This window comes from Gemmatimonadota bacterium, assembly GCA_016714015.1.
Lineage (GTDB): Bacteria > Gemmatimonadota > Gemmatimonadetes > Gemmatimonadales > Gemmatimonadaceae > Pseudogemmatithrix.
Window position 1 is genome coordinate 174815 of record JADJNZ010000010.1, and the last position, 6993, is coordinate 181807.

Here is a 6993-nt window from a genome sequence, read left to right on the forward strand (position 1 = left end):
GGCGATAGAATACCCGTCATGCGCGCGCGGACGATTCGAACGCTGCTGGCCGGTCTCGTCGGGGTCTCCGGACTCGGGGCGTCGAGCCTACGCGCGCAGGGGGCCGAGGCGGCGCCGGCCGCGGGATCGCCGGCGCTCCTCAAGGTCGGCGCATCCTCACTGCTCGGGATCCCGATGCTCGGGGTGGAACGACCGCTGCGCGACGCGAGGCGGAGCTTCCAGTGGGACGTGATGCTCTCGCCGTGGCGTTCGGTCCAAGGCTATCCGCTGCAGTTCGCCGTCGGGACGGCGGAGTGGCGCCTCTATCGTCGCCCGGCCCGCACCGGGTGGTACGCAGCGTGGCATGTCGGCGCCGCGGTCTTTCGCCTCCAGAAGCCGTTCTACCGCGACACCACGCTATATCAGGAGGGTGGCGCTCTCCTCGCCGGCGCGAGCGTCGGCCACGTCTGGCGGCTGCGTGGCGGGCGCACGGTCGAGGCCTACCTCGGCGCGGGCACGGTCCAGTCGCTCTACAAGGGCTACGACCGCGCGACGGGGCGGCGCTACGATGGTGCGCGGCTCTGGAACGTGAGCGGGGAGTTCGTGCCGTACCGCACGGGGCTCAACCTGAGCGTGCCGCTCCGCTGGGGGGGGGGGGGCCGGGGGGGGGGGGGGGGGGGGGGGGGGGGGGGGGGGGGGGGGCGGGGGGGGGGTTACCGGGCGAGTTGGCGCTACTGGTAGCGGCGATGCTCGCCCGAGATGCGCGCCCGGAGCGCGATGACCTCGGGACCACGCTCCGGCACGTGGAAGTCTGGGACCAGTTCGACGATCATGTCGCGCAAGCGCGCCTCCTCGGCCTGCGCGATCGTGGCCAGGCGGATGAGTTCATCGATGCGCCCCTCGAGGTCGGCGTCAGGGTCCGCCGCGAGCACGCGGATGACCTTCGGATGCGCCGTCTCGCGGACGTCCTCGTCCCCGAAGAGCACCTCCTCGTAGAGCTTCTCGCCGGGCCGGATGCCGGTGTACTTGATCTCGATGTCCTCGCCTTCCTCCAGGCCGGAGAGACGAATGAGGTCTCGCGCGAGGTCGGCGATCTTCACGGGGTCGCCCATGTCGAGGACGAAGAGCTCCCCGCCGGCCCCGAGTGCGCCCGCCTGCAGGACCAACTGCACCGCCTCCGGGATGGTCATGAAGAAGCGGCGCATGTCGGGATGCGTCACCGTCACCGGCCCGCCGCGCTCGATCTGCGCAGGAAGGTCGGGACCACCGAGCCGCGCGAGCCGAGGACGTTGCCGAAGCGCACGGCCACGAAATGGCGGGAGGCGCGCGCCGCCGCGACGCGCACGAGGATCTCCGCGAGCCGCTTGGTGGCGCCCATGATCGACGTCGGGCGCACCGCCTTGTCCGTGGAGATCAGCACGAAGTGCGTCACCCCCGACTCGATCGCCGCCTCGACGACGTTCCGCGTTCCCATCACGTTGTTCGTGATGGCCTCGACGACGTTCTCCTCCATCAGCGGGACGTGCTTGTGCGCGGCCGCGTGGAAGACGGCGAAGGGCCGGAAGCGTTCGAACACGATCCGGATCCGTGACTGGTCCCGGACATCGGCGATCACGGGCGAGACCTTCAGCGTCGGATTGCGGCGGCGGAGTTCGCCCTCGATCTCGAAGACCTGATTCTCGGAGTGGTCGAGCAGGACGAGCAGTGAGGGCTGCAGCGCCGCGATCTGACGGCAGAGTTCGGAGCCGATCGAGCCGCCGGCGCCGGTGACGAGGACCGTCCGCCCCTCCGCGAGGGACTTCACGGCCGTGATGTCGGTCTTGATGGGGGCGCGGCGCAGGAGGTCCTGGATCTCGACCGGGCGCAGCGCCGTGAACTCGATGTTCCCCGAGACGAGGTCGGCGAGACTCGGGACGGTGCGCGGTGCGCGCCCCGGCCTGCGAGGCCAGTTCGACGATGCGGCGCACCAGGGTGCCGCGGGCCGACGGCATCGCGATGATGACCTCCTTCGCCCCGAGGTCGCGGATCATCCGCGGCAGGTCATCCACCCGCCCCTCGACCTTGATCCCGTGAAGCAACTGGCCGAGCTTCGATGGGTCATCGTCCGCGAACGCGACCACTTGGAAGTTCGCGCGGTCGCTCGCGACGGCCTCCCGCGCAATCAGCTGCCCCGCCGAACCGGCGCCGACCACGATCGTGCGGACCCCTTGCGCGCGACGCCGCCGGCGCGCCTGGAAGCGCGCGCCGAGTCGGGGGCGACGAGGCACCGCGATCGACAGCATCGCATCGAGGGCGAGGGCCGAATACGGCATGCGGTGCGGCGTGAGCGCGAGCCATTCCCGCATCCCGATGCCGATCGCGAAGTTCAGGGCTGCGGCCGCCAGTCCCGCCGTGAGGATCCGCTCCAGCTCCACCACGCTCGCGTGTCGCCAGATGCAGCTGTAGAGCCCACCGCGCCACGCAACGATGATGCGGACCGGCAGGGTCAACACCGCGTAGGTCAGGACCGTCTCACCGTACCCCGCCGGCCACGCGAAGCCCTCGAACCGGAGCGTCAGGACCACGAAGGGCACGACCGCCAGCCCGAGTATGTCGAGGGCCAGGAAGTGCCGGTTGCGCATTCGGGTCATGCGGTCCTGGCGGGGCCCGCGGACGGTGGAACGACGGAGCACGTTGTGGGGTGGGGGATGCGCTGGGACCGCGCCGACCAGTGGGCACGGGCGGGCGAGGAGCACGACTGTCGTACGCCGTTACCCGCCCGATGTTCTTCCCGTGACACCGCCAATCTCGGCGTTGTGCCGCGTGGATGCAACACCTTATTTTACAATGATATGCATGCCTCCGAAATCCGCCGCCGCTTCCTCGATTTCTTCGCCCGCCAGCAGCACGCGGTCCGCCCGTCGTCTTCCCTCGTGCCGGGCGACGACCCGACCCTGCTGTTCACGAACGCGGGCATGGTCCAGTTCAAGAAGGTCTTCCTCGGCCAGGAGCCCCCGCCGGAAGGAAATCGCCGCGCCACGACCTCCCAGAAGTGCGTCCGCGCGGGCGGCAAGCACAACGACCTCGAGCAGGTGGGGCACACCGCCCGGCACCACACCTTCTTCGAGATGCTCGGCAACTTCTCCTTCGGCGACTACTTCAAGCGCGACGCGATCCGCTTCGCCTGGGAGTTCGTCACCAAGGACCTCGGCATCCCCACCGAGCACATCCGCGTCACCGTCTACAAGGACGATGACGAGGCGCGGCAGCTCTGGGTGAAGGAGACGGGCATCGCGGCGAGTCGCGTCTACGGTCTCGGCGAGAAGGACAACTTCTGGCAGATGGCCGACACCGGCCCCTGCGGCCCGTGCACCGAGATCTACATCGACCTCGCGCACATGGCGAAGGACTTCGCCTTCCCGGCGGGCGCGAGCGGCGAGTGGACCGACACCGCGCGCACCGAGTTCTCGCAGGACGCCTTCGTCGAGGGCGCCGAGGCGGGCCGCTTCCTCGAGATATGGAACCTCGTGTTCATGCAGTTCGACCGGCAGACGGACGGCACCCTCGTGCCGCTGCCGAAGCCGTCGGTCGACACCGGGGCGGGCCTCGAGCGCATCGCGGCGGTGCTGCAGGGCGTCGCGAACAACTATCACACGGACCTCTTCGCGCCGCTCCTCGAGACGGTCGCGCGGATCGTCGGCAAGCCGTACGCCTACGCCAGCGCCGACTCGGCGAGCTATCGCGTGCTCGCCGACCACGCGCGCGCGGTGAGCTTCCTCCTCGCCGACGGTGTCTTCCCGAGCAACGAGGGGCGCGGCTACGTCCTCCGGCGCATCCTGCGCCGCGCGGTGCGGCACGCCTGGCTGCTCGGCCGTCGGCAGCCGACGCTCGTGCACGTGGTCGAGCAGGTCATCGCGGGGATGCAGGGCCAGTTCCCCGAGCTCGAGCAGCGGCGCCAGCACATCCTCGACACGACCAAGGCGGAGGAGGAGCGCTTCCTCGCGACCATCGAGGGCGGCCTGACCCGCTTCGAGGAACTCACCCCCGCGGGCAAGCACGGGACGATCACGGGCGAGGACGCCTTCAAGCTCTACGACACCTTCGGCTTCCCGATCGACCTCACCGCGCTGATGGCCGCCGAGCGCGGCTACACGGTGGACATGACGGGCTTCGACGCGGCGCTCGACGCGCAGCGCAAGCAGTCGCAGGACGATCGCAAGGCGCGGAAGCTCACGGTCGCGGCGGACGAGCTGCGGGACCTCGCGGCCTGGGAGACGGCCAAGGGCGTCGCGCCCGCGGCGGCGTTCGTCGGCTACGAGACGATCGAGGTCGAGTCGCTCGTGACCGCGGTGAAGACCCTCGAGGACGGCCAGGTGGCGGTGATGCTGCGCGAGTCGCCGTTCTACGCCGAGTCGGGCGGCCAGGTGAGCGACCAGGGCGAGATCGTCGGCACCGGCTGGCGCGTCGCGGTGCAGGAGGTGCGCAAGCTGGACGGGCGCGTCGCGGCGATCGGCACGGTGAGCGGCACGCCGAAGTTCGAGATGGTGAAGGCGCGGGTCCCGTCGGACCGCCGCCACGACACGGAGCGCAACCACACGGCCACGCATCTGCTGCACGCCGCGCTGCGTCAGGTGCTCGGCGAGCATGTCCATCAGGCGGGCTCGCTGGTCGCGCCGGATCGCCTCCGCTTCGACTTCACGCATCACGGTCCCATCAAGGCCGAGGCGCTCGACCGGATCGAGCAGCTGGTGAACGAGGGGATCTGGGCGAACGTCGACGTCACCACGCGGGAGAAGCCGTACCAGGAGGCGATCGCCTCCGGGGCGATGGCGCTCTTCGGCGAGAAGTACGGCGACGTGGTGCGCGTGGTGGAGATCCCGGGGTTGTCGGTCGAGCTCTGCGGTGGCACGCACGTCCGCAACACGGGGCAGATCGCGCTGCTGCGCATCGTATCGGAGAGCGGGGTCGCGGCGGGTGTGCGGCGCATCGAGGCGGTGACCGGGCGCGGCGCGTACGAGTTCCTGCGCGGTAAGGAGAAGGCGCTCGGCGAGATCGCGGAACGCCTCAAGGTCAACGCGGTCTCCCCGGAGCTGATCGCGAAGCGCCTCGATGCGCTGCTCGGCGAGAAGCGCGCGCTCGAGAAGAAGCTCGAGGAGGCGCTCAAGGGCGGCGGCGCGCAGGGCGGGGACCTCACCGCGGGCGCGGAGTCGGTGAACGGGATCGCGTTCCTCTCGAAGGTCGTCAAGGCCGAGGCGATGAAGGACCTCCAGGCGCTCGGCGATGTGGTGCGCGAGAAGCTCGGGAGCGGGGTCGGCGCGCTCGTCGCCGATTTCGGCGAGGACAAGGGCGGGCTGGTGGTGGTGGTCACCGACGACCTGCGGGCGAAGGGGATCACGGCCGGCGGCATCGTGAAGGCGCTCGCGGCGAAGACCGGCATCCGCGGCGGCGGCAAGGATCACATGGCGCAGGCGGGCGTGACGGGCGAGCAGGTGGGCACGATGCCGGCGGTCGCGGGCGAGGTCATCCGCGCGATGCTGGGGTCAGCGAAGTGAGCACGGCCGTCTGGATCGCGGCCGCGAAGCCGGAGGCACCGGAGCGGCTCGTCGCGCGGGTGCGCGAGGTCCTCGACGCGCACCCGGAGTGGGGGAAGGCCCCGGTCGCCGAGGCGCTCGTGGAGGCGGCGGAGGTGCTGCTGCGGGAGGTGCTGCGCGAGGGCGAGGGTCCGGCGCGCGACCGTGCGCTCGACCTGCTCGCCGCCGACGCGTGCGTGACCTGGGCGTTCGAGGCCGCGGCCGACGATCCGGCCTCGCTCGGCGCGCACGCGAAGGCCACGATGGAGCGGCTGGCGCACGCGGTGCTCGCATGACGATCGATCCGGTCGCGCACCTGCGCGAACTCTCGGAGACCGCGACCCGCGCGGCCGACCAGCTCGCGGACGGCATCCGTCAGGCCACCGCCATCACGCGCGAGGTCGCGCTCGCGGGCGGCACGATCTTCTTCTGCGGCAACGGCGGCAGCGCCGCCGATGCGCAGCACATGTCGACGGAGTACGTCGTCCGCTACCAGCGGAAGCGCCGTCCCCTCCGCTCGATCGCGCTCACGACCGACACGTCGATCCTCACGGCGGCGGGGAACGACTTCTCGTTCGACGAGATCTTCAGCCGCCAGCTCGAGGCCCTCGGCCGCGCGGGGGACCTCCTGATGGTGCACACCACGAGCGGCAACTCGCCCAACTGCCTTCGGGCGATCGAGACGGCGAAGGGACTGGGAATGCGGAGCATCGCGCTCACGGCGAAGGACGGCGGGAAGGTGAAGGGGATGGCCGACCTCTGCCTCGTCGTCCCGACGCAGCGCACCGACCGGGCGCAGGAGATCCACTTGGCGATCCAGCACGCGATCTGCGACGTGATCGACGCGGAGGTGGCCGGATGAGCGCGCTCTTCTCGCTCAAGGGAAAGCGGGCCGTCGTCACGGGCGGGACGCGCGGGATCGGCGCGGCCGCGGCCGAGCTGCTCGTGGACCTCGGCGCGTCGGTCTGCGTCGGGTACCGGTCGCGGCGCGCGGACGCCGACGCGATCGTGGCGCGGCTCTCGGGGAAGGGGCCGACGGTGCTCGCGCATGCGGCGGACCTCGGTGAGGCGGCCGGTGCCGATTCGCTCATTGCCGCGGCGGTCGCGGGGCTCGGCGGGCTCGACCTCGTGATCCACAGCGCCGGGATCTGGCCGCCGGAGGAGGTGCCGGTGCACGAGATGACCGATGCGCGCTGGCACCGCACGATGCGCGAGAACGTCGACGCGATGTTCTTCGTCTCGCGCGCGGCGGCGCGGGTGCTCGGCGACGGCGGTCGGATCGTGCACATCTCGAGCACGGCCGGCCAGCGCGGCGAGTCGATGCACGCGGACTACGGGGCGAGCAAGGGCGCGATGATCTCGTTCGTGAAGGGGCAGGCGGTGGAGCTCGCCAAGCGCGGGATCACCGTGAACGCGGTCGCGCCGGGGTGGGTGGACACCGAGATGTGCGTGCTGCCGTTCGCGG

The 6993-nt window shown here is 71.0% G+C and carries 7 protein-coding genes and 1 pseudogene; 5 read left to right on the forward strand and 3 right to left on the reverse strand.

Annotated elements, in window-relative coordinates; all coding sequences use genetic code 11:
- Nucleotides 1-18: 18 nt before the first annotated feature.
- Nucleotides 19-720 (forward strand): DUF3575 domain-containing protein, encoded by a 702-nt coding sequence (locus IPJ78_18170; GenBank protein MBK7908470.1) that lies wholly within the window; start codon nt 19-21, stop codon nt 718-720.
- On the opposite strand, the gene IPJ78_18175 is transcribed toward IPJ78_18170, so the two are convergent.
- From IPJ78_18175 to IPJ78_18185, 3 genes and pseudogenes are all read right to left on the reverse strand, one after another.
- A complete protein-coding gene (locus IPJ78_18175; GenBank protein MBK7908471.1) occupies nt 711-1184 on the reverse strand; it encodes a polysaccharide biosynthesis protein in 474 nt (157 codons plus the stop codon). The two genes, IPJ78_18170 and IPJ78_18175, sit on opposite strands and share 10 nt — an antisense overlap.
- Nucleotides 1185-1201: 17 nt before the next feature.
- Nucleotides 1202-1783: an SDR family NAD(P)-dependent oxidoreductase gene (locus IPJ78_18180; protein ID MBK7908472.1), complete on the reverse strand. Its 582-nt coding sequence runs from the start codon at nt 1781-1783 to the stop codon at nt 1202-1204.
- Nucleotides 1784-1916: 133 nt separating this feature from the next.
- Nucleotides 1917-2609, reverse strand: a pseudogene (locus tag IPJ78_18185) (hypothetical protein).
- Between the two features lie 201 nt (nt 2610-2810).
- On the opposite strand from IPJ78_18185, the gene alaS reads away from it, so the two are divergent.
- The 4 genes from alaS to IPJ78_18205 form a co-directional block, all read left to right on the forward strand.
- Entirely contained in the window at nt 2811-5510 is a 2700-nt protein-coding gene (gene alaS / locus IPJ78_18190; GenBank protein ID MBK7908473.1) for an alanine--tRNA ligase, read from the forward strand.
- Complete coding sequence (locus tag IPJ78_18195; GenBank protein ID MBK7908474.1) at nt 5507-5824, forward strand: hypothetical protein; 318 nt, start codon at nt 5507-5509, stop codon at nt 5822-5824. Before alaS ends, IPJ78_18195 begins: the two co-directional genes overlap by 4 nt.
- On the forward strand, nt 5821-6390 hold the full coding sequence (locus tag IPJ78_18200; GenBank protein MBK7908475.1) for an SIS domain-containing protein: 570 nt from the start codon (nt 5821-5823) through the stop codon (nt 6388-6390). The genes IPJ78_18195 and IPJ78_18200 overlap by 4 nt, the downstream gene beginning before the upstream one ends.
- A partial coding sequence (locus IPJ78_18205; protein MBK7908476.1) for an SDR family NAD(P)-dependent oxidoreductase occupies nt 6387-6993 on the forward strand: 607 nt, incomplete at its 3' end. The genes IPJ78_18200 and IPJ78_18205, both read left to right, overlap by 4 nt.

What these genes read in the sequence shown, in the direction of transcription:
- IPJ78_18170 (MBK7908470.1), top strand. Translation starts at nt 19, where the DNA reads ATGCGCGCGCGGACGATTCGAACGCTGCTGGCCGGTCTCGTCGGGGTC.
- IPJ78_18175 (MBK7908471.1), bottom strand. Translation starts at nt 1,184, where the DNA reads ATGCGCCGCTTCTTCATGACCATCCCGGAGGCGGTGCAGTTGGTCCTG.
- alaS (MBK7908473.1), top strand. Translation starts at nt 2,811, where the DNA reads ATGCATGCCTCCGAAATCCGCCGCCGCTTCCTCGATTTCTTCGCCCGC.
- IPJ78_18200 (MBK7908475.1), top strand. Translation starts at nt 5,821, where the DNA reads ATGACGATCGATCCGGTCGCGCACCTGCGCGAACTCTCGGAGACCGCG.